Source organism: Agromyces zhanjiangensis (assembly GCF_040496055.1).
In the GTDB taxonomy this organism is placed as follows: Bacteria; Actinomycetota; Actinomycetes; order Actinomycetales; family Microbacteriaceae; genus Agromyces; species Agromyces zhanjiangensis.
In genome coordinates this window covers 1-24,630 of record NZ_JBEPKB010000010.1, presented here as the reverse complement: position 1 = coordinate 24,630, position 24,630 = coordinate 1, and the positions used below count along the sequence as shown (strand labels likewise).

The following is a 24,630-nucleotide window of genomic DNA, read 5'->3' as shown; positions in this document are numbered from 1 at the left end:
GGCCGGGGCGCCCGCCGACTCCGTCGACGGGCGCCTGCGCGGTGCGCGGCTACTCGGCGCGCTCGGGATCGGACTGCCGCGCGCGGTCGGCGGCGAGCAGGTCGCGGATCTCGGCGAGCACCGTGAGCTCGGTCTCCGGGTCCTCGGCCTTCGGCTGCCCCGCCTGGCGGCGCGACTCGGCACGCTCCTTCAACAGGTTCATGGGCATGACGAAGACGAAGTACACGACGGCCGCGACGATGACGAAGGTGAGGATCGCGCCGAGCACGGCGCCGAACTTCACCTCGGCGACGCTGCCGTCCATCGTGGGGATCTCCCAGACGAATGCCGAGTCGAGGCTGTCGGCGCGGAAGAGCGCCCCGATCAGCGGGTTGAACAGGTTGTTCACGATCGAGTTGACGACCGCCGTGAACGCGGCGCCGATGACGACCGCGACCGCGAGGTCGATGACGTTCCCCCGGAGGATGAACTCCTTGAATCCCTTGAGCACGCGGTCGGCCCCCTTCGTTTCCGGTGTGGTGTTCGCGGACAGGACGCGGACCTACGCGGCGGTCGACGAGGAACTCGTCGAGCCCGATGCCGAACCGGACGACGTCGACGTCGACGACGAACCCGTGCCGGAGGCGCCCGACGCGGTCGACCCGCCGGAGCCGGACTCCGAGCCGGACGAGGATCCGGCCTTCGCGCCCGTGGAACCGGACTCGCGGGAGTCGGTCCGGTAGAACCCGGACCCGTTGAAGGTCACCCCGACGGAGCCGAAGAGCTTGCGCAGTCGCCCCGAGCACGCCGGGCACTCGGTCAGCGTGTCGTCGGTGAAGGCCTGCTGGATGTCGAAGGCCTCGCCGCACTCGGTGCAGCGGTAGGAATAGGTGGGCATGGTGGTCTCTCGATGTCCGTCGGTGGAGTGTGGGGTGTGCGCCTGCGAGGTCAGAACGCGACGATCCGCGTGGGGGTCACGACGCCGTTCACCGGCTGGTCGTGGACCTCCCGCGGCACCTCCTCGACGAACTCGCCGTCGAAGACGATGGCGTACACCGGAGGACATTTTCCCATCGAACCGAGGGTCTTGTCGAAATACCCTCGTCCCCAGCCGAGGCGCATGCCCGTGGCATCCACCGCGGCGGCCGGCACGAGGATCAGGTCGACGTCGTTGATCGCCATCGGACCGAGCAGTTCGCCGACCGCCTCGGGCATGCCGTGCAGGCCGGTGACCTCGTCCTCCTCCTCGCCGACCGTCCAGTCGAGCAGGCCGTCCTCGCGCGTGATCGGGAACAGGACGCGGATCCCGTTCGCCTCGGCCCAGTTCACGAACGGCCGGGTGTCGGGTTCGGTGGGCATCGAGAGGTAGCACGAGATCGAATTCGCCTCGCTCGAGCCGACCAGCTCCTGCAGGCGCGACGTGAAGCCCTCCGTGGCCTGCTCGCGTTCGTGCGCGGGCATGTTCCGCCGGCGCTCGCGGAGTTCGGCGCGGAGGATCCGCTTGACCACGGTCGGATCGTCGGGCATGGCAGCCATCCTAGGACGATGCATCCGCCGGAGGCCGATGTCGTACGGCTACGCTGATGCGCATGACTGAACGGATCACGAAGGCCGTCATCCCCGCCGCCGGCCTGGGAACGCGCTTCCTGCCCGCGACCAAGGCGATGCCGAAGGAGATGCTGCCGGTCGTCGACAAGCCCGCCATCCAGTACGTGGTCGAGGAAGCCGTGGGGGCGGGACTCACCGACGTGCTCATGATCACGGGCCGCAACAAGAACGCGCTCGAGAACCACTTCGACCGCGTCGCCGAGCTCGAGTACACGCTCGAGCAGAAGGGCGACACGGCCAAGCTGCAGAAGGTGAACGAGTCGACCGAGCTCGCGCAGATGCACTACGTCCGCCAGGGCGACCCGAAGGGCCTCGGCCACGCGGTGCTGCGCGCCGAGATGCACGTGGGCGACGAGCCGTTCGCGGTGCTGCTCGGCGACGACATCATCGACGAGCGCGACGTGCTGCTCACGCGGATGCTCGAGGAGCAGGTCGCGCGCGACGCGACCATCGTCGCCCTGCTCGAGGTCGACCCCGACAGCATCCACCTCTACGGCGCGGCCGAGATCGAGGAGACCGACGACCCCGACGTCGTGCGGATCACGGGCCTCGTGGAGAAGCCCGCGAAGGAGGTCGCACCTTCGAACTACGCCGTCATCGGCCGTTACGTCATCAAGCCCGAGGTGTTCGAGGTGCTGCACCGCACCGAGCCGGGCAAGGGCGGCGAGATCCAGCTGACCGATGCGCTCATGGAGATGGCGGGCGACGTCGAGGGCACGGGTGGCGTCTACGGGGTCGTCTTCCGCGGCCGGCGGTACGACACGGGCGACAAGCTCGACTACATCAAGGCGGTCATCCAGCTCGCCTCGGATCGCGAGGACCTCGGGGCCGACCTGCGCCCGTGGCTCGTCGAGTTCGCCGCCGGGCTCGAACGAGGCTGACGTGCCGGTGGCATCCGTTCCGACCCTCGTGGACGGGTCGCTGACGCTCCGACCGATCAGGGTGCGCGATGCGCGCCAGCTCGAACGGGTGCTGCTCGACAACCGTGCGTGGCTGCGGCGGTGGGAGGCGACGTACCCCGGCGGGGGCACCGTGATCGACGCGCGAGCGAGCATCCGCAACCTCAACGCGCACGCGCGCGCCGGCACCGCGCTGCCGTTCGTGCTCGAATGGGAGGGTGAACTCGTCGGCCAGTTGAACGTCTCCTCGATCACGCACGGGTCGCTCGCGTCGGCGTCGATCGGGTACTGGGTCGCCAAGGACGTCGCCGGTCGCGGCATCACCCCCACCGCCGTCGCGCTCGCGACCGACCACTGCTTCCGGAGCCTCCGGCTCCACCGCATGGAGATCTGCATCCGCCCCGAGAACGGGCCCTCGCTCCGGGTCGTCGAGAAGCTGGGGTTCCGCTACGAGGGACTGCGTCGCCGCTTCATCCACATCGACGGCGACTGGCGCGACCACTTCGCGTTCGCGCTCGTCGCGGAGGAGGTGCCGGGCGGGGTGCTCAGGCGGTGGCGCGAGGGTCGCGCGCCGACGGCGGCCGCAGCCATCCCCGAGGCCGACCGCGAGGCCGCGCGTACCCCCCTTCGGGTGGGGGATCGCTGACACGCCCCACGGCGGATACCGGCGGCAGCGCCCGGTGACCTAGCGTGGTGCCATGGACCCGATCGGCGGCGGAGTACTCGTGGCGGTCGCCGCGACGCTCTGGATCGCCTACCTGCTCCCGAGCTGGCTCCGCCGACGCCAGTACCTCGCCACCGAGCGCAACGCGGTGCGCCTGCAGCAGACCCTCCGGATCCTCGCCGAGACGGCCGAGGCGCCCGAGGAGGTCCGCACCGGCGTGACGGCGCGCGAGGTGGCCGCGCAGGAGCGGATCCTCCACGAGCACGAGCTCGCGGCGCGCCTCGAGGCGCAGGCCGCGGAGAACCTGGCGATCGCCGAGCGCATCGCCGCCGAGGAGGCGGCCGCCGCCGCGGCGCGCGAACTCGCCGCCCAGGCGGAGCGGATCGCGGCGGCCGAGCGAGCCGCCGCCGAGCGTGCGGAGGCCGAGCGTCGTCAGGCGGAGCGGGCGTCCGGGGCGGATGCCGCGGCCGCGCACCGCGCGTCGACGCCCGTCGCACCGAACGCCGCCGCCCGTCGCGCGCGTCGCCGACGTCGAGCGATGTGCTCGCTGCTCCTCCTCGCCTCGCTCCTCGCGGTCGTCGTCGGAGTCGTCGTGCTCGCGCTCGGCGGCACCGGTCTCATCGCCCTCGGCGGCGGCGCCGGCATCGTCACGGCGATGACCGGCCTCGTCGTGCTCGCCCGCCGACGTCCGGTCCCGGTCGCGGTGGCGACCGTACCGGTGCCGGCCGCGGAGCCCTTCGAGCCCATCGACGTCGAGGAGGCCGACGCTCCCGAGGGAGCCGGCTGGACGCCGCAACCGCTGCCGAAGCCGTTGCACCTCTCGCGCGGCACGATCGCCGCGAGCGTCATGGCGTCCATCGCGGAGGCCGAGCAGTTGAAGCGGGCCGCGAGCGACGCGGAGCTCGCCGAGCGCGCGGAGCGGATGGAGCCCCAGGTCCCCGTGCTCCGGCCGCCCGCGGCATCCGTCGACCAGGCGCCGACGCAGGCGGCCGGCGACGCGGGGACGCGCCGCCAGGCCGCTTCGGCGTCCGAGCCGGCGAATCCCTATGCCCGGATGGGCATCGTCGAAGGCGCGGAACCCGGCATGGGCGACCTCGACCAAGTGCTCCGGCGGCGCCGCACCGCCGTCTGATCGGGGTGGTCCGGACCACCCCTCGGGGGATGGTAGAGTCGTTGACGGCTCGGGCCCATGGCGCAGTTGGTAGCGCGTCTCGTTCGCAATGAGAAGGTCGGGGGTTCGAATCCCCCTGGGTCCACCAACCTGATGAAGCCCCCGGAATCCGCTCGGATCCCGGGGGCTTCGTCGTTCCCTCGTACGCTGGTGGCATGAGCGATGCGATCGACCCCGACCGGATCGACCCGGACCGGATCGACCCGGACCGGATCGATCGGGCCGTGGTGCACGCGCTGACCCGCCGCAAGGACTACGGCGAGGAGCGGCTCGACGAGAGCTGGCTCGCCTCCGACCCGTTCGTGCAGTTCGACCGGTGGCTCGCCGAAGCCGACGAGCGGGGCGTGTACGAGCCCAACGCGATGGTGCTCGGCACGGTCGACGCCGACGGCGTGCCGTCGAGCAGGACCGTGCTGCTGCGCGGGGTCGACGATCGGGGATTCGTCTTCTACACGGACCGTTCGTCGAGGAAGGGCCGGGCGCTGGCGGCGAACCCGACCGCGACGCTGCTGTTCCCCTGGTACCCCATCCACCGGCAGGTGATCGTCACGGGCGCCGTCGGGACGATCGAGGACGACGAGTCCGACGCGTACTGGGCGACGCGTCCGTACGGCTCGCGCATCGCCGCGAGCGCGAGCCGCCAGTCGCAGCCCATCGGTTCGCGCGCCGAGCTCGAGGAACGCGTGCGCGAACTCGAGGAGGAGTACGCGGGCGCCGACGAGATCCGCCGCCCGGATCGGTGGGGCGGGTACCGGCTCCGTCCGTCGAGGGTGGAGTTCTGGCAGGGGCGGACGTCGCGGCTGCACGACCGGCTCGTCTTCGAACGCGACGGGGATGCCGCGGCGGGATCGCCGTGGCGCGTCGGGCGACTGCAGCCCTAGCCGGCTGCCTCCGGCGGCGGCCGGCTGGTTCGAAGCGCGACCCCGGCGGCAGGGGCATCGGATCGGCGGGCGTAGGCTGGAGCGGATGTCGCACCACCCAGGGCCTCCCGTTCGCGAGGCGACCGACCACCGCTGGCGTGCCTACTGGGTGTGCGTCGGCGTCGCCGCGCTCACGATCATGGACCTGACGAAGGTCAACGTGGCACTGCCGTCGATCGAGGAGGCGCTCGGCGCCGGGCCGACCGAGCTCGGCCTGCTCGTCTCCGGCTTCGTGCTCGCGTTCGGCCTCACGCTCGTGCCCGCGGGCCGACTCGGCGACCAGGGGTCGCGGAAGACGATGTTCATCGTCGGCCTCAGCCTGTTCGCGCTCACGAGCCTCGTCTGCGCCATCGCCCCGAGCGCGCCGGTGCTGCTCGCCGGCCGCCTGCTGCAGGGCGTGGCCGCCGGCATCCAGATGCCGCAGGTGCTCGGCATGGTCCAGCAGCTCTTCCAGGGTGCGGAGCGCGGGGCGGCCTTCGGCCTGTTCGGTGCGACGATCGGCATCGCGACCGCGTTCGGCCCGACGCTCGGCGGCCTCGCGATCGCGATCGGCGGGCCCGAGGACGGATGGCGCGGCATCTTCTGGATGAACGTGCCGCTCGCGCTCGTCGCCATCGCCTTCGCGGCGCGCCTGCTGCCAGGCCGGCCGCCGGGCGAGGCGAGGCGGATCTCGCTCGACCCGGTGGGCGTCGTGATCTTCGGCGTGGTCGTCGCATCGCTGATGTGGCCGTTCCTGCTCACGACGGGCTCGCCGGACGACGACCCGGCGCGATGGTGGACGCTCGCCGTCTTCGTGGTCGCGCTCGGCGCGTTCCTGTGGTGGGAGCGCCGGTACGCCGCATCCGGCCGTGCCCCGCTCGTGCCCCTCGACCTGTTCTCGCTGCGCTCCTACCGGAACGGCACGCTGCTCGCGACCGTGTACTTCGCGGCGATGCCGGCGTCGTTCCTCCTGACCACGTTGTACCTGCAGCAGGGCCTCGGTCTCGAGCCGGTCTTCGCCGGCATGGTGACGATCGGCTTCGCGCTCACGAGCGCCTTCACGTCGTGGCTCGGCGGCCGGCTCGTGAACCGCGTCGGGCGACCGCTCGTCGTCGCGGGCCTCGTGCTGCTGCTCATCGGGTTCGCACTGCTCGTGCTCGTCGCGGTCGCGACGCCACCCGCGCTCACGCCCTGGCTCATGGCCGCGGTGATGCTGATCGGCGGAGCCGGAGGAGGCTTCGTCATCGCGCCGAACCAGGTGCTCGCGCTGGCCGACATCCCGATCCGGCGGGGCGGGCTGGCGGGGTCCGTCGGGCAGCTCGGGCAGCGCATCGGCACCGCGATCGGCACGGCCGTCGCGCTCTCGCTGTTCTACTCGACGGTCTACCGCGGCCAGGGGGCCGAGCCCCGCATCGACGTGTTCCACCAGGCGTACGCCGCCGGCATCGCGGCCGTCGGCGCACTGCTCGTGGTCGCGCTCGTGGTCGGGCTCGTGGACCTGCGTCAGCGTCTGGGCGCCGCGCGAGCGGGTGACGGAGGCGGTGACGGACCCGGCGCCGAGGCCGGCGACGTCCGCGGCGAGCCGCGCGCCGGCGAGACGGGGGAGCGTTCGCGCTCGCTGCGCGATCCGGAGGGCGACGGCCCGGCCCCGGCGTGACGGCGGCGGAACCGACCGCGCCGCGCGTCAGGCGGCGACGGCGCGCTCGGCCTCGAGAAGGCGCGCGAGCTCGCCGGCGGACAGTTCACGGCCGAATGCCGGATGACCGGGCTCGAGCGCGCGCCCGTTGTCGAGCGTGCCGCCGTCGACGGGATCGAAGCCGAGGTCGTCGATGATGCGGGCGACCGCCTCGCGCGCGCCGGCGTCGTCGCCGACGACCGCGATCGCACGCCGGAGCGGCGAGCCGGGCGGCATGGGGTCGTCCTCCATGTCGTGGTAGCCGAGGTGGTTGAGCGACTTCACGACGCGTGCGGCGGGGTTCAGGGCCGCGTGGATCTCGCTCGTGGTGCGCTCGTCGGCGTCGACCTCGGCGATGTGGCCGTCGACCGGAGGCCAGTAGTTCGTGGCGTCCACCACGACCTTGCCGTCGAAGGCGTCCCATGGCACGGTCGACGCCTTGCCGAACGGCACCGCGACGACGATCACGTCGGATTCGGCGGCGAGGCGATTGGCATCGGCCACGCGGGCTCCGGGTGCCACGACCGACACCAGGAGCTCGAGCGCCGTCTGGCGCGGCGATCCGGCGAGGGCGACCTCGTAGCCCGCATCGACGAGCAGGCGCGCGAGCGCGGTGCCCACCTTCCCGGCGCCGAAGATGCCGATCGTCGGTCGTTCCGCCACGCGCTCCTCCAGTCCTGCCGGCCGCCGGGCGCGCCGCTGCGATGTCGGCCGTCCGGCGCCGTCTCCATCCTGAACGCGTCGATGGGGGAGGGCATTCCCCGAGCCCCACGGAATAGTCTCTCAGCAGACGGGGTTCCGATCAGGTGCATGCAGATGCATCGATCACAGGACAGGGAGCAGCGGATGGCGCGCAACCACGAATTCGGACTCGACACCTTCGGCGATGTCACCCTCGGCCCTGGCGGCGATCCGCTGCCCCAGGCCCAGGTCCTGCGGAACGTCGTCGAGGAGGCGGAACTCGCCGATCGGCTCGGCCTCGACTTCTTCGGCGTCGGCGAGCATCACCGGCACGAGTTCGCCATCTCCGCCCCCGAGGTCGTCCTCGCCGCCATCGCCGGGCGCACCGACCGCATCCACCTCGGCTCGGCGGTCACGGTGCTGAGCTCCGACGACCCGGTGCGCGTCCACCAGCGGTTCGCGACGCTCGACGCGGTCTCCGGCGGGCGAGCGGAGGTCATCCTCGGTCGCGGCTCGTTCATCGAGTCCTTCCCGCTGTTCGGCTACGACCTGAGCCAGTACCAGGACCTCTTCGAGGAGAAGCTCAACCTGTTCTCCGCCCTCCTCCCGCAGGAGCCGGTGACGTGGAGCGGCAAGCTGCGCGCCCCGCTCACCGACCAGGAGGTCTTCCCGAAGGTGGAGCACGGCTCGCTCCGGACCTGGGTGGGCGTGGGCGGCAGCCCGGAGTCCGTCGTGCGCGCCGCGCACTACGGACTGCCGCTCGTCCTCGCGATCATCGGCGGCAGCCCGGCACGGTTCGTCCCGCTCGCCGACCTCTACCGCAAGGCGCTCGCCCAGTTCGGCCACGGGCCGCAGCCCGTCGCCGTGCACTCGCCCGGCATCGTCGCCGAGACCGACGAGCAGGCGCTCGCGACCCTCTGGCCGCACTACGAGGTCATCATGAACCGCATCGGGCGTGAGCGCGGATGGGGCGCCGTGACCCGGGAGCACTTCGAGGGCGAGGCGCGCCCGAACGGCGCGCTCTACGCCGGCTCGCCCGAGACCGTCGCGCAGAAGATCGCGGCCACGCTGCGCTCGCTCGGCGCGCAGCGCTTCGACCTGAAGTACTCCAACGGCACGCTGCCGCACGAGGCGATGCTCCGCACGATCGAGCTCTATGCCACCGAGGTCGTCCCCCGCGTGCGCGAACTCCTCGCCGAGGGCGAGGGCGAGGGCGAGGGCGAGGGCGACGCCGTCGACGAGCAGCCGGCCGTCCAGGTCGCCGACGCGGACGACGGCACCTGACAGCCGCGCCGACGCGCTACGGCTTGGCCGTCCGCACCCGCGCCGACCCCGGCTTCGACCGGCGCCGCACCGCGGAGCGGAACCACTCAGCGTCGGGGAGGCGGGCGAGGAACGAACCCGCGAGGATCGTGATGAGCACGTAGCCGGTGGCGAGCGGGGCGAGCGCGGGCTCGATGCCCGAGCCGACCGCGAGTCCGGCGATGACGATCGAGAACTCCCCGCGAGGGGCGAGCACGAGTCCGGCGCGCCACTGTCCGAGCGTCCCCACGCCCGCGCGCCGGGCCGCGTACGCCCCAGACACGAGCTTCGTGAGGATGGTGAGCGCGGCGAGCGCCGCGGCGGGGAGCAGCATGGAGAGGATCTCGGACGAGTCCGTCGCGAGCCCGAAGAAGACGAAGAAGATCGCCGCGAAGAGGTCGCGGAGCGGCGTGAGCACCGCACTCGCGTTCGCCGCCACCCGGCCCGAGAGCGCGATCCCGACGAGGAACGCGCCGACCGCTGCCGAGACGCTCACCTCGGCGGCGAGCCCGGCGACGAGCATCACGAGTCCCAGCACGCCGAGCAGCAGCGGCTCGGCGTGCTCGGCGGGGAAGAACCGCGAGATCACGTGGCCGTGCCGGAGCGCGAGGAAGAGGATCACGACCACGATCGTGACGGCGATCGCGACGCCGATCGCGCCCTGCACGAGGCTGGCGCCGACCACCAGCGCCGACAGCACCGGCAGGTAGAACGCCATGGCGAGGTCCTCCATGACGAGCACGGCGAGCACCGATGGCGTCTCGCGGTTCGAGAGCCGGCCGAGGTCGCGCAGCAGCTTGGCGATGACGCCCGACGAGGAGACCCAGGTGACGCCGGCGAGGGCGACCGCGGCGATGGGTCCCCATCCGAGCAGGAGTGCGAACGCCGCGCCGGGCAGCGCGTTCAGCAGCGCGTCGAGGATGCCGGCGCGACGCGACGACCGCAGGCCGATCACCAGCTCCTCCGCGGTGTACTCGAGTCCGAGGAGCGCGAGCAGCAGGATGACGCCGATCTCGGCGCCGGTCGCGAAGAACTCCTCGCTCGCATCGAACGGGAGCAGGCCCCCGTTGCCGAACGCGAGGCCGAGCAACAGGTAGAACGGGATCGGTGAGAGGCCGATGCGGATGGCGAGGCGCCCCAGGAGGCTCATGGCGAGGAGCAGCGCGCCGACTTCGATGAGGAGCAGCGTGGTCTCGTGCATCGGGCCCCCGGCGTCAGTCGGGGCCGTTGGCGAGCAGTCGGGCCAGTCCGTCGAGGCCGTCGCGCGTTCCGACGGCGACGATCACGTCGCCGGCGCGGAGCATGTCGGCCGGGGTGGGCGACGGGATCACCTGTCCGTCGCGCATGATCGCCACGATCGACGAGTGCGTGCGCGTGCGCGCCTTGGTGTCGCCGAGGGGGTGGTTCAGGTACGGCGAGTCCGTCGGCAGCGCGATCTGCTCCGTGAACAGACCGGTCGTCATGTCGGAGAGGCTGGTCAGTCGAGCCAGCATGACGGAGGCGCCGAGCACGTCGGCGAGGGCGGCGGCCTCGTCGTCGCTCAGCGGGATGGTGTCGCGGCACTCGTCGGGGTCGTCCTCGTCGAAGACCCCGAGATCGCGCTCGCCGTCCCGGTGCGACACCACGCTGATGCGTCGACCGCTGTCGGTGACGAGGTCGTGGCGGAAGCCGATCCCGGGCAGGTCGACCTTCTCGATGCGAATTCCCACGTTCGCCATCGTATCCCCGCCGGACGACCTCGCGGCTGACGAACGCTCAGGGACGAGCGGATCCGCGGCGCGTCCCGGCCGAGGGCGCGGCCCGGGCCTCAGGCGGAGGCGCGGGTGGTCATCACGAGGACGGCCGTGCCGCCGTCGTCCTCGAGCTCGAACGAGACCCGGACGGTCCCGAGTTCGCCGAGCGAACCGACGTGCGTCCCTCCGCACGGGATCCGCGCGGAGGCGTGCGGGAGCTCGCAGACCCACGTGCGCCGGTCGGTGAGGTCGTCGCCGACGCGTTCGACCCGAACCTTCGCCGCTTCGCCCACCCACTCGGCCAGGGTCGCGTCGACGGATGCCGCGAGCTCGTCGAGCCCGTCGGCGAGCCCGGTCGCGTCGAATCCCGCCCGGCGCAGCGACTTGTTCAACCGGTAGCGGTCGACCGAGCCTGACGGCTCGATGCGCGAGGACGCGATCGCGATGCCGTCGAAGTCGGGCGCGCCGAGCGCGTCCTCGCGCGCGGCCTTCGACCAACGGTCGGCCAGTGCGCGGTTCAGGGCGAGCGACGCCGCATGGCACGCGGTGTGGCCGATCGACAGCGCACGTCGCGTCGCGGCATCCGCTTCGAGCTCGACCTCGTCGCCTTCGCCGACCTCGGCGTCGGCATCGATGAGGTGCGCGACGAGGAACGACCAGCCCTCGGTGCCGGGACGGGCGGGAACGGCGCCGATGTGCAGCTCATTGCCGTCGGTCGCGGCCACGACCGCATCGCGGATGGCGTACTCCCGCGCCCCGGCGCGGAGCACGCCCGCATCGGCGGGCTGGTCGGGCCAGGCGGCATCGACCGGGTGGATGCTCGTCCGGTCGGTGATCACCGCGAGGTGGTCGCCGTGCGGCGAGACGACGAGGACCCGCGCGTCGGCGCGCAGGTCGCCCGCCGGATACGTGACGATCGTGTCGGCGTCGGGCAGCCCCATCAGACGCCGGACTCGCGCCGGCCGAGGACGTTGAACGGGATGGCGAGGGCGAGCGACACGCAGACGATGCCGCTGAAGAAGACGATCGCCTCGAAGCCCGGCACCGCGTCGGCGATGCTGAACACCCACATTCCGAACACGAACAGCGCCATGGCGATGAGGAACGGGAACACGCTCACAAGGGACCTCCTTCGGACGCGGCGGGCCGCCGCGGCGCCAGTCTAGCGAGGCGGACGAGTGCTCGGACGAGCCGTCAGTCCTGCACCGGGCCGAGCCAGGCGTTCGCGATCGTGTTCAGCGCGCTGTCGTCGCTCGAGGGGTGGAAGACGCCCGCGAGCACGTCGCGCTGGAGGCGGCCGAGTTCGTTGCCGGCGAAGTAGGTGGCACCGCCGGCGACCCGGACCGCCGCGTCGACGACGTCGCGCGCGACCTGCACGGTGCGCACCTTCGCGCCGGAGAGCTTCGCGAACCAGAACGGGCCGTGATCGGTGCCGTCGGCGACGTCGTCGGCGAGCCCGACGAGCTGCGGCGGGACGCCGTCGAGGGCGAGCGCGGCCTCGGCGATCCGCCGGCGCACCGCGGGGTCCTCGGAACGTGGCAGGCCGGTCCGAGCCGACGTCCGCGAGCGGGCGGCGTCGACCGCGATCGCCAGCGCCCGCTCGGCGAGGCCGGCGTACACGGCGCTCAGGAAGAGCTCGAAGCACGCGAAGATCGCGAAGACGAACGGATCGGGGTTCGGGCCGGGATCCAGCCGGCGCACGATGCGATCGGGTGCCGCGACCGCACCGTCGAGGACGGTCGTGCGGCTCTGCGTGGCGCGCATGCCGATCGTGTCCCAGTCGTCGAGGGTCCGAACGTCGGGGTCCTCGCGGTCGATGAAGCCGTAGACGAGCTTCGGCCCGTCGGTCGAGGCGGTGTCGAGCCCGTGCACGCCGAGTCGCGTCCAGGCGGGCGACAGCGAGGTGAAGATCTTGCGGCCCGTGTACCGCACGCTGCCGTCGGACTGCGGATCGGCGACGGTGCCCGAGCCGAAGAGCATGAGGTCGTTGCCGACCTCGCTGATGCCGAACGCGAACACCTCGCCGTCGGCGGCCTCGGACAGCACGAAGTCGAGCCCGTCGTCGCCGCGATCGTGGAGGATGCGCGCGACGCCCGTCCACACGAGGTGCATGTTCACGCCGAGCGCGGTCGCCGGGGCCGCGGTCGCCAGTCGGGACTGGGCGCGGACGACGTCGGCGAGGCTCCACCCGAGGCCGCCGAGCCCGACCGGCGCGAGGGCGCGCAGGTAGCCGCGTTCCGCGAGCTCGGCGAGGTCCTCCGCGAAGAACGCGTTCTCGCGGTCGTAGCGGGCCGCGCGGTCGCGGAACCGCGAGAGCAGGTCGTCGTCGAGCAGGGTCTCCGGAGTGCGGTCGGCGGTCACGGCGCCAGCCTACGCCGGGCGGTCCCCGCCGGTGTCGGCCTTCGCATCGCCGCCTCTCGGCCGCCGTCCGCTGCGGGTCGCGAGGACGATGATGCCGATGACGATCCCGGCGATCACGGCGAGCAGCGCGATCCACGGCAGCAGGACGCCGACCGCCACGAGCAGCCCCGAGACGAACGCGGTGAGCGCGTTCCACCCGGCGACGACGCCGCTCCAGAAGTCGTTCGGGCCGACCTGGGGCGCGAGCCCCTCCGAGAGCAGCTCGACCGTCAGCGTGGAGTAGTCCACCTGGTCGGCGAGCCAGTCGCGCCGGGTCGTGAGGGCGTCGAGCTCGGTCTGGCGCGTGGTGAGCTCGGACTCGATGGCGATGAGGTCGCCCACGTCGTCCGCCTGGGCGATGAGCGCCCGGAGCCGGTCGACCGAGGTCTCGAGCGACGCGATCCGCGAGTCGAGGTCCCGCCTCTGCGGGGTGACGTCGGAGGCGTCGAGCTGCAGCGAGTCGACGTCGCCGAGTTCGCGGAGGTCGGCGAGGACGTCGTCGAACCGGTCGGCGGGGATGCGCACGACGAGGGTGGCCCGCGCCTGCTGGGTCTCGGTCCCCGGCGTCTCGTTGCGACTGTCGACCCGCCCATCGGCGGCGTCGACGAGCGCGGCCACGTCGGCGGCCGAGTCGATGGGGTCCTCGACGGTGATCGCCATCCAGCCGGTCGTGATGACACTGCGATCCTCGTCGATCGCCCCGGCCTGCTCGTCCTCGGTGAAGGGCTGCTCGTCGCGCGGAGCGACGCCGCCGTCGGCCGGCGCCTCGACCCCGATGTCGGGTTCCGACATCCCGCTGTCGGATCCCCCCGAGGCCATGCTGCAGCCCGTGAGGAGGAGCGCGGAGAGGGCCACGAGCCCTGCGGTTCGGATTCCTCGGCTGTCCATGCGGTCACGGTAGCCCCGCGCCCGGTCCCGATGTCTGGATGCCGGCTGCAAGTCGGGTCACGATCGGGTTGCGGCCGGCTGTGAGCCCGCGGCGAGGAGCCGAGGCCGCTGCTCGGCGTCCGAGTCAGTCGACGTCGGGGTCGCGCCCCGTGCGCTCGCCGGTCTCGAGCGTCGCGATCGCCGCGACGTCCTCGTCGTCGAGCCGGAACGAGAAGACGTCGAGGTTCTCGGCGATGCGTTCGGGGCTCGAGGCCTTCGGGATCACGATCGTGCCCTGTGCGACATGCCACGCGAGCACGACCTGGGCCACCGAGCGGCCGTGCTTCGCGGCGATGGGTTCGAGCACGGGGTCGCCGAGCAGCCGGCCCCGCGCGAGCGGCGACCATGCCTCGGTGCGGATGCCCGCCCCCTCGTGGAACTCCCGCAGCTCGCGCTGGGGGAGCCACGGGTGCAGTTCGACCTGGTTCACGACGGGCGCCGTCCCGGTCTCGTCGATGATCCGCCGGAGGTGGTGCGCGTGGAAGTTCGAGACGCCGATCGACGACACGCGCCCCTCGTCGCGGAGCCTGGCCAGCGCACGCCAGGTGTCGACGTAGCGGTCCTGCGACGGCACCGGCCAGTGGATGAGGTAGAGGTCGAGTCGCTCGAGCCCGAACCGGTCCATCGCGGCGTCGAAGGCGCGGAGGGTCTCGTCGTAGCCGTGGTCGTCGTTCCAGACCTTGCTGGTGACGAAGAGCTCGTCGCGCGGCAGCCCGCTCTCGCGCACCGCGGCGCCCGCCTCGGCCTCGTTGCCGTACAGCGCGGCCGTATCGAGGTGGCGGTACCCGAGTCCGATCGCGCTGAGCGCGAGGCGCGTGGCATCCGCCGACGGGACCTTGTACATGCCGTAGCCGACCTGCGGGATCGACCGGCCGTCGGCGAGGGGGACCAGGGGCGCGAGGGGTGGATGCGGCATCCGTTCGCCTTTCGTTCTGCGGGCGGGTCAGCTCGGGGTGATCGTGACCGGTTCGGTGTCGGGGATCGGGCTCGCGTCGCGACCTCGCAGGTCGGGGTGCCATCGACGCGCGAGGGCAGGGACGAGGAAGCCGAGGAAGGCGAGCACCGTGGCGGCCCAGAACGCGCCGACCGCCTCGTAGCCGTCGATGAGGAAGCCCGCGAGCGCGGAGCCGAGCGCGGCGCCGATGAGCTGGCCGGTGCCGACCCATCCGTACGCCTCGGCCGTGTCGGAGAACTTCACGCTCGCCGAGACGATCGCGAACAGGACGGCGAGGGCGGGCGCGATGCCGATGCCCGCGATGAACAGGGTGACCGCGAGCCACCAGAAGTCCATCGAGAAGGCGGCGAGCGCCGTGCCGGCGAACACGATGAACATGCGGCGGGCCGTCGACCACGGGCCGATCGGGACGTGGCCGAACCCGAGGCCTCCGGCGAGGCTGCCGATCGAGAAGATGGCGAGCACGATGCCCGCCTCGGCGCCGTCGTGGCCGAATGCGGCGACCACCCCGGCCTCGATCGCGGCGCACGCGCCGATGAGGAGGAAGCCGACGATCGTCGCGAGCATGACCGGCGGGCGGGCGAGCACCGTGCCGAAGGCGCGCTTGGATCGCGGGATGCGCACGCGCCCGAGTTCGGGGGATGAGATGAACCACGTGCCCCCGACGACCATGAGCGCCGCGGCGAGCAGGATGCCCCAGACGGTGCCGACCTGCGTCGAGACGAACGTCGTGACGACGGGCCCGACGACCCAGATGATCTCCTGCGCCGAGGCGTCGAGCGAGAAGAGCGGGGTCAGCTGCCGCGAGTTCACCATCTTCGGGTAGATGGTGCGCACGGCCGGCTGCACGGGCGGCGTCGCGAGGCCGCACACGAACCCGATCGCCATGTACATGGGGACGGTGAGCGGCAGCACGCCGATCGCGACGACGGATGCCACGCACACGACGAGCGTCGTGACGAGCACGGGTCGCATGCCGAACCGGCCCATGAGCCGGCTGGTCAGCGGGCCGGCGATCGCCTGCCCGATCGAGGTGGCGGCGAGCACGAGGCCGGCGGCCCCGTACGACCCGGTCTGCTGCTCGACGTGCAGGAGGAACGCGAGGGAGAGCATGCCCGACGGGAACCGTGCGGTCAGCTGGGCGGCGATGATGCGCGCGACGCCCTTGGTCCTGAGGAGATCTGTGTAGCCGGCCACGGTGGCTCGATCCTATCGACGCGGTCGGCGCGCGCCGGTGCAGCGGCATCGCATCAGTTCTTCCCTATATAACAAGAAAATGATACGATGTCGACGTGCACGCGTTCGACGTCCTCGGAGACCCGGTGCGCCGCCGCATCCTCGACCTCCTGGCCGACGGCGAGCGGCCGGCGGGCTCGGTGGTCGACGTCGTCGCAGCGGAGTTCGGCATCACGCAGCCGGCCGTGTCCCGGCACCTGCGGATCCTGCGCGAGCACGGATTCGCGACGGTGCGAGCCGACGGGGCGCGCCGGATCTACGCACTCGAACGCACTGGGCTCGACGCGGCCGACGCGCAGCTCGAACGCTACCGACGGCTCTGGCCGCAGCGGCTCGACGCGCTGCACACCGAGATCGCGCGCGGAGCGCGCGCCCGACGGAAGGACGCATGATGGCCGTGACCGGAGAGATCCACGCCGACGAGCCCGGATTCCGGCTCGCGTTCGACGACGTGTACGACACCGACCCCGACGACCTGTGGGAGGCGATCACCACGCCCGAGCGCCTCGCGCGCTGGATGGCGGCCTATCGCGGCGAATTCAGGCTCGGCGGGCACTGGCAGGCGCTCACGCGCGACGGCGCCGTCTACTGCGACGGCGAGGTCGTCTCGTGCGACCGGCCCCGCGGGTTCACGACGACGTGGACCGTGGTCGGCGAAGCGCCGACGCTCCTCACCGTCCGCCTCGTTCCCGAGGGCGACCGCACGCGGCTCAGCCTGCAGCACGAGCACGTCACGCGGCCCGACTACGGGCCCGGCTGGCACACGTACCTCGAGAGCCTCGCCTGGCACCTCGCCGATCCGGACGCGCCGAAGGACCGCGCCCGGTGGGACGCGCGGTTCGCGGAGCTGGAGCCCGGCTACGCGGATCGGCTCGCCGCGCTCACTCGCTGAGCGCCTTGACGACGCGCTTGACCGAGACCGTCTCGGCGGTGCGCAGCTCCTGTGCGAAGAGCCCGACGCGGAGCTCCTCGAGCATCCACCTGGCGCGCACGAGTCGAGGGTCGGCCTCGGGGTCGATCGGGAACGTGCCGCCCGCCTTCACGTAGGCGGAGCGGGCCTGGTCGAACTCCGTCATCACCTGGCGGTCGCGGCCCGGGTTCTCCTCCATGCGCCGGACGCGGACGGTGATCGCCTCGAGGTAGCGCGGCAGGTGGCGGAGCCGCCCGAGCCCGGTGGTCGAGACGAATCCGGACGGCACGAGCGCCTCGAGCTGCGAGCGGGCGTCGGCGAGCGCCGACATCAGCTGCAGGCTCGACGCCTTCGCGATCGCGCGGTCGGCACCGCGCGCGGCGACCAGGATCCTCGACACCAGGCCGACGGTCTCGAACATCCGATCGACGACGCGCGCGGAGACCGCGTCTCGCACGGCCTCGAACTCGGCGCGCGTACGCACGAGCCCGTCCGCGTGCCGTTCCCGCAGTTCCGCGTCGACGACGGCCGCCAGGCAGTCGTCGAGCAGCGCACGCGGCCCCGGATACGCACTCGACGCCAGCGCCAGCTTCTCCTGGTTCGACAGGTGCTCCTGCACGTACGCCACCGGCGTCGGGGTCGCGAGGATCAGCAGGCGACGGATGCCCCGCCGCGACGCCCGATCGCGCTCGTCGTCGGTCGCGACGAGCCGAAGGGCGACGGACGAGCCCTCGTCGACGAGCGCCGGGTAGGCGCGCACGACGTTGCCCGACTGCCGGGTGTCGACGTGCTCTGGCAGGTCGTTCCAGTCCCACGCCGTGAGGCCCGTGCGCTCGGCGAACGACGGGCCGGTGGAGTCGGGGGCGGCGCGCCCGCCGCGTCGGGACGGACCGCGACCGTCGCGCCCGGGGGCGACGCCGCCCGTCGACGATCCGCCGGGCACCGGGTCCGCGGCATCCGCCCCGCCCTGCCCTCGGCGTCCCGAGGGGACGCTCGAGAACGTCGACGCGACCGCCCGCCCCGCTCGCTCGGCGAGGCGCGCCTGCAGCGCGCCGAGGTCCTTGTCGTCGCCCGCCGTGCGGCCGCGCTCGTCGACCGCGCGGAAGGTGACGCGCAGGTGCGGCGGCACCCGGTCGAGGTCGAAGTCGTCGGCCGTGACGGGCGCATAGGTCAGCCGCTTGATCACGCTCGCGACGGTCTCGGTGAACGGCGCGCGCGCCTCGCCGGACTCGGGGCCGGCCGGCAGCTCCGCCGCGATCTTCGCGGCCCACTCCGCGGCCGGGACCACCTGGCGCCGCAGCACCTTCGGGAGCGTCCGCAGCATGGCCGTGATGAGCTCGTCCCGGAATCCGGGCACCTGCCAGTCGAATCCCGTCGGCTCCAGTCGCGGAAGCAGGACGAGCGGCACCTGCACGGTCACGCCGTCGTCGTCGGCACCGGGCTCGAACCGGTACCGGAGCGTCAGGGTCTGGTCGCCCTGCCGCCAGCGGTCGGGGAGCCCGCCGTCGGACGACGGCTCGTCCTCGCCCAGCAGGTCGCCACGGGTCATCGTGAGCAGGTCGGGGCGCGAGCGGTGCTCGGCGCGCCACCAGCGCTCGAACGCGCGCGCGTCCGTGGCATCCGCCGGCAGTCGCTGCTCGTAGAACGCGACGACCGCCTCATCGCCCGCGAGCACGTCGCGGCGGCGCGTCCGCTCCTCGAGCTCGCCGAGCTCGCGACGCAGGTCGCGGTTGCGGCGGATGAATGCGAAGACGCGCGTGTCGAGGCGGCTCCAGTCCCAGTCCTCCTCGACGAGCGCGTGCCGCACGAAGAGTTCGCGCGCGAGCGCGGCATCGACCCGCGCGAGCTGGATGCGCCGCTTCGGGATGATCGGCACGCCGAACAGCAGCACCTTCTCGTCCGCGACTGCCGACCCCTGACGTCGCTCCCACCTCGGCGACGAGTACGAGCGCTTCGCGAGCGGGCCCGCGAGCTGCTCCGCCCACGCCGGATCGATCGCCGCGGCGGTGCGCGCGAACAGGCGGCTCGTCTCGACGAGCTCGGCCGACATGATCGCCGCCGGCGGCTTCTTCGCGAGCGCCGAGCCCGGGAACACCACGAAGCGCGTGTTGCGCGCGCCCGCGAACTCCGCCTGCTGGCGGCGGCCGCGGCGCTCGGTCTCGCGTTGGCCGCCGGCGCCGCCGCGCCCGCTCGACGTGCGGCTGTCGTCGCGGATGCCGATCTGGGAGAGCAGCCCCGCGAGGAGCGACCGGTGGATTCCGTCGGGGTTCGGCGCCCCCGCCGCGCTCGCGACGTGCAGTCCGAGGGGCTTCGCCAGCCGCACGAGCTGCCGGTAGAGGTCCTGCCACTCGCGCACGCGCAGGTAGTTGAGGAACTCGGTGCGGCACATGCGGCGGAACGCGCTGCCGGAGAGCTCGCGCTGCTGCTCCTCGAGGTGGTTCCAGAGGTTCAGCAGCGTCAGGAAGTCGCTCGTCGGATCGACGAAGCGTCGATGCGACTCGTCGGCCTGCTCGCGGCGCTCCAGCGGGCGCTCGCGCGGGTCCTGGATCGTGAGGCCCGCGACGATCGCGAGCACCTCGCGGCTCACGCCCTGCGACTTCGACTCGAGCACCATGCGCGCGAAGCGCGGCTCGATCGGGAGGCGGGCCAGCTGGCGGCCGATCCGGGTCAGCTGCGGGCCGGCCGCGGCATCCGCCTCGTCGATCGCACCGAGCTCGCGCAGCAGGTCGACGCCGTCGCGGATGCCGCGGGCGTCGGGCGGCGTGAGGAACGGGAAGTCCTCGACGGCGCCGAGCCCGAGCGAGGCCATCTGCAGGATGACCGCCGCGAGGTTGGTGCGCAGGACCTCTGGGTCGGTGAACTCGGCGCGCCTGTCGAAGTCGTCCTCGGAATACAGGCGGATCGCGATGCCGTCGCTCGTGCGGCCGGAGCGGCCCGAGCGCTGGTTCGCCGACGCCTGCGAGATCGGCTCGATCGGGAGGCGCTGCACCTTAGACCGCACCGAGTAGCGGCTGATGCGCGCCGTGCCGGCGTCGACGACGTAGCGGATGCCGGGCACCGTGAGGCTCGTCTCCGCGACGTTGGTCGCGAGTACGACGCGTCGCCGCAGCCCCGCGACCTTCGACGGCTCGAAGACGCGGTGCTGGTCGGCCGACGAAAGCCGGCCGTAGAGGGGGAGCACCTCGGTGACGTCGGCTGCGCCGCGGCGCGCGGCGTGCGCCCGGACGGCGGCCTCGGCGTCGCGGATCTCGCTCTCGCCGGAGAGGAAGACGAGCACGTCGCCCGGCGCCTCGCGGCCGAGTTCGTCGAGCGCGTCGAGGATGCCCTGCTGGATGTCGCGGTCCTCCGCGGCCGCCCCCTCGTCGTCGGCGTCCTCGCCCGCACCCGATCCGGCGGACTCGGCCACCAGCGGGCGGTAGCGGACCTCCACCGGGTAGGTGCGTCCGGACACCTCGATGATCGGGGCGGGCTCGCCCGACGCATCTGCGAAGTGGGCCGCGAAGCTCTCGGGGTCGATCGTCGCGCTCGTGATGATCACGCGCAGCTCGGGGCGGCGTGGGAGCAGGCGCTTGAGGTAGCCGAGCAGGAAGTCGATGTTGAGGCTGCGCTCGTGCGCCTCGTCGATGATGATCGTGTCGTAGCGGCGAAGGTCGCGATCGCGGTGGATCTCGTTCAGCAGGATGCCGTCGGTCATCACCTTGATGCGCGTGGCCTCGCTCGCGCGGTCGGTGAAGCGCACCTGGTAGCCCACGAGGTCGCCGAGCTCGACCCCGAGCTCCTCCGAGACCCGCTCGGCGATCGTGCGCGCGGCGATCCGCCGCGGCTGCGTGTGCGCGATCGACTCCCGCCCCAGCTCCAGGCAGATCTTCGGGAGCTGGGTGGTCTTGCCCGAGCCGGTCGCGCCCGCGACGACGACGACCTGGTGGTCGCGGACGGCGCGCGCGATGTCGTCGCGGCGACCGCTGACCGGCAGGTCGGCCGGGTAGGTGATCGTGGCGGGGACGGGCGCGGGCATAGCCCTCCATCCTAGCCTCGCCTCGCCTCGCCGGGACCCGCGGCCGGAGGTCCCGATCCCCCCGGCCGCGCCGGTCTCCCGCGCTCAGGCGGCGGCCTGCTCTCTCGCCGGCGGCACGTGGTGGTTGCCGCGGACGCGGTCGGCCGGATCCCAGGTCGCCTTCACCGCGCGGAGCCGCGCCCAGGTCGCGTCGTCGAAGAAGCGGCTCGCGTCGACGGGGTGCTCGACGAAGTTCGGGTACTCGCCGACGAGGAGGGGTGCGAGGAGGTCGTCGACCGCAGCCAGCCCGCGGGCGACGGCGGCGCCGGACTCGGCGTCCATCGGCACGCCGAGTCCGAAGACGAGGATCTCGCCGGGCAGCGTCGCGCGGGCGCCCGCGCCCGCCGGCCGCCGCCCGAAGGCGCCGCCGATGTGGCGGATCTGGAGCATCGCGAGCGGACCGCCGGTTCCCGCGAGTTCGGCGAGCGCCTCGACGGTGTCGTCGGGGAGCGCGTCGACGAGCGCCGTCGTCGAGCGGTACGGCAGCGGCGACTCGGGGTCCATCGCGAGCGTGCCGAGCGCGATCGGCGCCTGCGCGCCGAGCGTGTCCATCGCCGGGCCGAGCGCCTCGATCGGACCCAGCAGCCGACGGGCCTCGGACTCGCGGCCGAGGTGGGCCGCCATCACGATCGCGAACGATCCGCCGCGCACGACCTCGGGGATGTCCGGCGTCGGCGGGAAGTGGATGACCGTCACCCAGGTCGTGAGCTCCTCCGGGAAGGTCGGCAGCAGCCGCGTCCAGGTCCGCAGCACCTCGGCCGTGCGGTCGACCGGGAAGTAGAGTGCTCCCGCGGTGAGCTCGCGCACGGACACGACGTCGAATTCGATCGCGGTGACGACGCCGAAGTTGCCGCCGCCGCCGCGCAGCGCCCAGAAGAGGTCGGCGTGGTGCACGGCGTCGGCGCGCACGACCTCGCCGTCGGCGGTGACCAGCTCGATCGCGCGGACGGCGTTGGCCTGCAGGCCGTGCCGCCGCGTGAGCCATCCGATGCCGCCGCCCATCGAGTACCCGGCGATGCCGACGTCGAGCGAGGAGCCGTGCAACCCCGCGAGCCCGCGTTCGGACAGCAACGGCGCGACGTGCTCCCACTTGGCCGCGGCGCCGACGCGGACCCGCAGTGCGGCGTGGTCGATCTCGACGTCGATCATGCGGGACGTGTTGACGAGCATCGCGCCGGCGAGCGTGTCGCGCGATGAGGCGCCGTGGCCCGTGCCCTGCGCCGCGAGACGGAGCCCGGCACGCCGGGCGATCGCCACGGCCTCCACGACCTCAGCGGCGTCGCGCGGGAGCGCGATGAGTTCGGGGCGCTGGTCGTCGAGGAGGTTGAACGTGGCGCGCGCCTCGTCCCAACCGTCGTCGCCGGGGGCGAGGACGGTGCACGCGGCGTCGATGTCGATCGTGGTCATGGTGGTCGGCCTTTCAGTGAACAGTGGTGTGTAACGAAAGCACGTTACGACTCGGATCGACGGAATGTCAATTGATCGAACACATCTGTGCGTAGAATTCAGGGGTGGCACGGAGATACGAGCAGAAGGCGCGTGCGGAGCAGCAGGAGCAGACCCGCCGACGCATCGTCGAGGCAGCGCTCGAACTGCACCGGACGGTCGGTCCCGGCGAGAGCTCGTTCAGCGCCGTCGCCGAGCACGCGGGGGTGCAGCGCAGCACCCTCTACCGGCACTTCCCCGACGACCGCGCGCTCTTCCTCGCCTGCTCTGGCCTGCACGTCGACGAGCATCCGTTCCCCGACGCCGCGCCGTGGCGGGCGATCGCGCCGCCCCGCGCGCGTGCCGAGTCCGGCATCGGCGCCGTCTACGGGTACTGGGCCGAGAACGAATCGCTGATCGCCAACGTGCTGCGCGACGCGGAGCGCGACCCCGTGCTGCACGAGGTGAACGAGCTCCGCATGGGCGGCCCCATGGCCCTCGCCCGCGACGTGCTCGTCGAGGCCTGGCCCGAGCGCGCTCGGACGCCGGAACTCGTCGCGGCCGCGGCGCTCGCCGTGGACTTCCGGACCTGGCAGACGCTGGTGCGCCGGAGCGGGCTCGATCAGGCGGCGGCCGCGGCGTTCATGGCATCGAGCCTCGCGGTCGCCGCCGAGCACGGCGCCGCGTCGGCCTCGGCCGCCTGAGACACGGCGGCCCGGTCGACGCACGGCCCGTTCGCGCGCCGCGAACGGGGATGGCTCGTCCACCCGGAGCGTGTTGCATGGCGGTATGAGCCAGACCTCCGTACCGCGCATCCAGTTGAACGACGGCCACTCGATCCCCCAGCTCGGCTTCGGGGTGTTCAAGGTCGACCCGGCCGAGACCGAGCGCATCGTCACCGATGCGCTCGAGGTGGGGTACCGCCACCTCGACACCGCGCGAATCTACGGCAACGAGGACGGCGTCGGCCGGGCCGTCGCGGCCTCCGGTATCCCGCGCGACGAGCTCTACGTGACGACGAAGCTCTGGAACGACGACCAGGGCACGCGATCGGCGATCGACGCCTTCGAGGGCAGCCTCGAGCGCCTCGGTCTCGAGTACGTCGACCTGTACCTGATCCACTGGCCGGTGCCCGCCCAGGACCGCTACGTCGAATCGTGGCGGGCGCTCGAGCAGATCCGCGAATCGGGTCGTGCCCGCTCGATCGGCGTCTCGAACTTCATGGCGCCGCACCTCCAGCGACTGCTCGACGAGACCGATGTCGTGCCGGCGGTCGACCAGATCGAACTGCACCCGGCGCACCAGCAGCCCGAGACGACCGAGTTCGCCGCCGAGCGCGGCATCGCGATCGAGTCGTGGGGGCCGCTCGGACAGGGGAAGTACCCGCTCCTCGAACTGCCCGAGGTGACCGAGGCCGCGTCAGCGCACGGGAAGACGCCGGCGCAGGTCGTCATCCGGTGGCACCTGCAGCGCGGCTTCATCGTCTTCCCCAAGTCGAACCGGCGCGAGCGCATGGCCGAGAACTTCGACGTCTTCGACTTCGCGCTGTCCGGCGGCGAGATGGAGCGCCTCGATGCGATCGAGCGTGCGGGTCGCCTGGGACCGGATCCTCAGCACTTCGGCTGACCAGATCGGCTCCTGACCGGGGGTTCGGCACGGCGTCCGTGCCTCCGGTCGGGCTCGGCGGATGCCGCGACACGCGCGGGATCCGAGACCGATTTGTGATCGCGGCCGAGCGCTGCGTATGGTTGAACCCGTCGCCGCGGCGGCCGGGAGCGAGCAGCTCACGGACGAAGCGGTCAGGTCTTAGCCAAACAGCCTCGAAGGCGCTTCATTGCGACTCGGTTGCTTCAAGCCTAAGATGACGATTCCACACCTCCTCGGACTCGACGGCTTCGCGGCTGCGGTCCGGGATCACGACCCGAACTCGGCTCAGCCGGGCGGATCGGATCCGCGGGGACACGTGGTACAGTAGGGAAGTTGCCTTGAGGGCAGGCTGTGGTGGCTGTAACTCGGGTGCGTCCGTTCCTTGAGAACTCAACAGCGTGCACTATGTTCAATGCCATTTTTTTGAACCCCGTCCTGCTTCGGCAGGTGGGATATTTCTTTGGT

General features: G+C 72.4%; 24 protein-coding genes and 1 tRNA gene. 11 read left to right on the top strand and 14 right to left on the bottom strand.

What is annotated here, in order from left to right:
• Positions 1–49 precede the first annotated feature (49 nt).
• From mscL to ABME02_RS16155, 3 genes are read right to left on the bottom strand one after another with little or no spacing between them, the layout of a single operon-like run.
• On the bottom strand, positions 50–490 hold the full coding sequence (gene mscL / locus ABME02_RS16165; RefSeq protein WP_353816370.1) for a large conductance mechanosensitive channel protein MscL: 441 nt from the start codon (positions 488–490) through the stop codon (positions 50–52).
• A 51-nt stretch (positions 491–541) separates the two neighbouring features.
• Positions 542–877: an FmdB family zinc ribbon protein gene (locus ABME02_RS16160; RefSeq protein WP_353816369.1), complete on the bottom strand. Its 336-nt coding sequence runs from the start codon at positions 875–877 to the stop codon at positions 542–544.
• Positions 878–927: 50 nt separating this feature from the next.
• Positions 928–1,506: a 5-formyltetrahydrofolate cyclo-ligase gene (locus ABME02_RS16155; protein ID WP_353816368.1), complete on the bottom strand. Its 579-nt coding sequence runs from the start codon at positions 1,504–1,506 to the stop codon at positions 928–930.
• A gap of 62 nt (positions 1,507–1,568) precedes the next feature.
• On the opposite strand from ABME02_RS16155, the gene galU reads away from it, so the two are divergent.
• The 6 genes from galU (at position 1,569) to ABME02_RS16125 (ending at position 6,877) form a co-directional block, all read left to right on the top strand.
• The gene (galU, locus tag ABME02_RS16150; protein WP_353816367.1) at positions 1,569–2,468 is read left to right on the top strand and encodes a UTP--glucose-1-phosphate uridylyltransferase GalU; all 900 of its coding nucleotides are present in this window, start codon (positions 1,569–1,571) and stop codon (positions 2,466–2,468) included.
• 7 nt (positions 2,469–2,475) lie between these two features.
• Complete coding sequence (locus ABME02_RS16145) at positions 2,476–3,132, top strand: GNAT family N-acetyltransferase (RefSeq protein ID WP_353816491.1); 657 nt, start codon at positions 2,476–2,478, stop codon at positions 3,130–3,132.
• Positions 3,133–3,184: 52 nt separating this feature from the next.
• On the top strand, positions 3,185–4,282 hold the full coding sequence (locus ABME02_RS16140; protein ID WP_353816366.1) for a hypothetical protein: 1,098 nt from the start codon (positions 3,185–3,187) through the stop codon (positions 4,280–4,282).
• A gap of 51 nt (positions 4,283–4,333) precedes the next feature.
• Positions 4,334–4,409, top strand: a tRNA-Ala gene (locus ABME02_RS16135).
• A 67-nt stretch (positions 4,410–4,476) separates the two neighbouring features.
• Positions 4,477–5,202 carry a pyridoxamine 5'-phosphate oxidase gene (gene pdxH, locus ABME02_RS16130; RefSeq protein WP_353816365.1) on the top strand — a complete coding sequence of 242 codons (726 nt, stop codon included), beginning with the start codon at positions 4,477–4,479 and terminating at the stop codon, positions 5,200–5,202.
• Positions 5,203–5,287: 85 nt separating this feature from the next.
• Entirely contained in the window at positions 5,288–6,877 is a 1,590-nt protein-coding gene (locus tag ABME02_RS16125) for an MFS transporter (RefSeq protein WP_353816364.1), read from the top strand.
• A gap of 27 nt (positions 6,878–6,904) precedes the next feature.
• On the opposite strand, the gene ABME02_RS16120 is transcribed toward ABME02_RS16125, so the two are convergent.
• Positions 6,905–7,570, bottom strand: a complete 666-nt coding sequence (locus ABME02_RS16120; RefSeq protein WP_353816490.1) for an NADPH-dependent F420 reductase — start codon at positions 7,568–7,570, stop codon at positions 6,905–6,907.
• 171 nt (positions 7,571–7,741) lie between these two features.
• On the opposite strand from ABME02_RS16120, the gene ABME02_RS16115 reads away from it, so the two are divergent.
• Entirely contained in the window at positions 7,742–8,860 is a 1,119-nt protein-coding gene (locus tag ABME02_RS16115; protein ID WP_353816363.1) for an LLM class flavin-dependent oxidoreductase, read from the top strand.
• A 16-nt stretch (positions 8,861–8,876) separates the two neighbouring features.
• On the opposite strand, the gene ABME02_RS16110 is transcribed toward ABME02_RS16115, so the two are convergent.
• From ABME02_RS16110 to ABME02_RS16075, 8 genes are all read right to left on the bottom strand, one after another.
• The gene (locus ABME02_RS16110) at positions 8,877–10,079 is read right to left on the bottom strand and encodes a cation:proton antiporter (protein WP_353816362.1); all 1,203 of its coding nucleotides are present in this window, start codon (positions 10,077–10,079) and stop codon (positions 8,877–8,879) included.
• 13 nt (positions 10,080–10,092) lie between these two features.
• A complete protein-coding gene (locus tag ABME02_RS16105; protein ID WP_353816361.1) occupies positions 10,093–10,587 on the bottom strand; it encodes a cation:proton antiporter regulatory subunit in 495 nt (164 codons plus the stop codon).
• Between the two features lie 98 nt (positions 10,588–10,685).
• Positions 10,686–11,552, bottom strand: coding sequence for an alanyl-tRNA editing protein (locus ABME02_RS16100; protein ID WP_353816359.1), 867 nt, complete (start codon positions 11,550–11,552; stop codon positions 10,686–10,688).
• On the bottom strand, positions 11,552–11,731 hold the full coding sequence (locus ABME02_RS16095) for a hypothetical protein (RefSeq protein WP_353816358.1): 180 nt from the start codon (positions 11,729–11,731) through the stop codon (positions 11,552–11,554). Before ABME02_RS16095 ends, ABME02_RS16100 begins: the two co-directional genes overlap by 1 nt.
• A gap of 74 nt (positions 11,732–11,805) precedes the next feature.
• Complete coding sequence (locus ABME02_RS16090; protein ID WP_353816357.1) at positions 11,806–12,972, bottom strand: acyl-CoA dehydrogenase family protein; 1,167 nt, start codon at positions 12,970–12,972, stop codon at positions 11,806–11,808.
• 9 nt (positions 12,973–12,981) lie between these two features.
• A complete protein-coding gene (locus tag ABME02_RS16085) occupies positions 12,982–13,899 on the bottom strand; it encodes a DUF4349 domain-containing protein (RefSeq protein WP_353816356.1) in 918 nt (305 codons plus the stop codon).
• Between the two features lie 124 nt (positions 13,900–14,023).
• Complete coding sequence (locus tag ABME02_RS16080; RefSeq protein WP_353816355.1) at positions 14,024–14,854, bottom strand: aldo/keto reductase; 831 nt, start codon at positions 14,852–14,854, stop codon at positions 14,024–14,026.
• 27 nt (positions 14,855–14,881) lie between these two features.
• On the bottom strand, positions 14,882–16,090 hold the full coding sequence (locus tag ABME02_RS16075; protein ID WP_353816354.1) for an MFS transporter: 1,209 nt from the start codon (positions 16,088–16,090) through the stop codon (positions 14,882–14,884).
• A 95-nt stretch (positions 16,091–16,185) separates the two neighbouring features.
• Here ABME02_RS16075 and ABME02_RS16070 point away from each other — a divergent pair, with 95 nt between their 5' ends.
• Together ABME02_RS16070 and ABME02_RS16065 are read left to right on the top strand one after the other, a co-directional pair.
• Positions 16,186–16,521, top strand: a complete 336-nt coding sequence (locus ABME02_RS16070) for an ArsR/SmtB family transcription factor (protein WP_353816353.1) — start codon at positions 16,186–16,188, stop codon at positions 16,519–16,521.
• Positions 16,521–17,021, top strand: coding sequence for an SRPBCC domain-containing protein (locus tag ABME02_RS16065; RefSeq protein ID WP_353816351.1), 501 nt, complete (start codon positions 16,521–16,523; stop codon positions 17,019–17,021). The genes ABME02_RS16070 and ABME02_RS16065 overlap by 1 nt, the downstream gene beginning before the upstream one ends.
• On the opposite strand, the gene hrpA is transcribed toward ABME02_RS16065, so the two are convergent.
• Both hrpA and ABME02_RS16055 read right to left on the bottom strand, forming a co-directional pair.
• Positions 17,011–21,054 (bottom strand): ATP-dependent RNA helicase HrpA, encoded by a 4,044-nt coding sequence (hrpA, locus tag ABME02_RS16060; protein WP_353816350.1) that lies wholly within the window; start codon positions 21,052–21,054, stop codon positions 17,011–17,013. The two genes, ABME02_RS16065 and hrpA, sit on opposite strands and share 11 nt — an antisense overlap.
• An 84-nt stretch (positions 21,055–21,138) precedes the next feature.
• Positions 21,139–22,500, bottom strand: coding sequence for an FAD-binding oxidoreductase (locus tag ABME02_RS16055; RefSeq protein WP_353816349.1), 1,362 nt, complete (start codon positions 22,498–22,500; stop codon positions 21,139–21,141).
• A 104-nt stretch (positions 22,501–22,604) separates the two neighbouring features.
• On the opposite strand from ABME02_RS16055, the gene ABME02_RS16050 reads away from it, so the two are divergent.
• Positions 22,605–23,222 carry a TetR/AcrR family transcriptional regulator gene (locus tag ABME02_RS16050; protein WP_353816348.1) on the top strand — a complete coding sequence of 206 codons (618 nt, stop codon included), beginning with the start codon at positions 22,605–22,607 and terminating at the stop codon, positions 23,220–23,222.
• 85 nt (positions 23,223–23,307) lie between these two features.
• The gene (locus ABME02_RS16045) at positions 23,308–24,144 is read left to right on the top strand and encodes an aldo/keto reductase (RefSeq protein WP_353816347.1); all 837 of its coding nucleotides are present in this window, start codon (positions 23,308–23,310) and stop codon (positions 24,142–24,144) included.
• Positions 24,145–24,630 lie beyond the last annotated feature (486 nt).